We start from the raw sequence: 777 nt of genomic DNA, 5'->3' as shown, positions 1-777 counted from the left end.
GGAACTTAAATTCCTAAGAATATTGGACAATCGCTTATTCAATCGTACATCGCCCATAACTTGGTTTTTCACTTCGTCCATGACCCAGTCCTGCATAATTACCCATCCAAATCTGTAGCTCTTACTATGCCAAAACTGTAACTCATTGATTTTTATAATAAAACTGGAAAAACTTGTGTATAAAACTTAGCGCCGTGATAAGCGGCTTATTTTTTGTTGGTTTGATTTTGTGCTATTTAAGCACAAAATTGAAGCTACGAAAAATAGGTCCGACTTCATCACTTTGTTATGCGCTCTTTACCAGTGCGCTTTAGTATAATTTATAGCATTCTCACTTACCGATATGTATACACCTAAACCAGAGCGGTATTCTCTATCGCTTAAGTTTATTTTCTTGCCGTCAGAAAAGGCTACTATGACATCGAATTTGCCAGACTCTTCAGGCACGGGTACATAGATACTCCTTTCACTATACTCATTGAAATTGCTAAAGCTGGTATTTACATCACCTACTATAAATAAAACTTCATCGATTGGTTTCTCAGTGACTTTAGAAACCTTAACTCGAAAATTCTTTCCGACATCCTTCATGCATGAGGAAATACCCAATACCAAAAGAATCAGTAATGTCACTTTGAGGAGTTTGATCATGCTCTAAATCTGCTTTTGCGCATAACGCTTAGATAACCTGCGCTGCAGGCGGTAAAAAAAACAGCCTGGCACTGGATTTAGGCCGAACTAAACAGCCCCTCTCCTGCAGTGTCAGGTTCATCGTAT

The 777-nt window shown here is 38.5% G+C and carries 2 protein-coding genes; both read right to left on the bottom strand.

Annotated features, from left to right (window positions below; genetic code table 11):
- Positions 1–96: transposase DNA-binding-containing protein (locus tag ACCI49_RS25190; protein WP_503629704.1), on the bottom strand; the 96-nt coding region annotated here is incomplete at its 3' end.
- Between the two features lie 201 nt (positions 97–297).
- Positions 298–651, bottom strand: a complete 354-nt coding sequence (locus tag ACCI49_RS24870; protein ID WP_371841949.1) for a hypothetical protein — start codon at positions 649–651, stop codon at positions 298–300.
- Positions 652–777 lie beyond the last annotated feature (126 nt).

Origin of the sequence: Microbulbifer epialgicus (assembly GCF_041447265.1) — a bacterium.
Lineage (GTDB): Bacteria > Pseudomonadota > Gammaproteobacteria > Pseudomonadales > Cellvibrionaceae > Microbulbifer > Microbulbifer epialgicus.
This window is presented reverse-complemented; position numbering and strand designations above follow the sequence as displayed.

What these genes read in the sequence shown, in the direction of transcription:
- ACCI49_RS24870 (WP_371841949.1), bottom strand. Translation starts at nt 651, where the DNA reads ATGATCAAACTCCTCAAAGTGACATTACTGATTCTTTTGGTATTGGGT.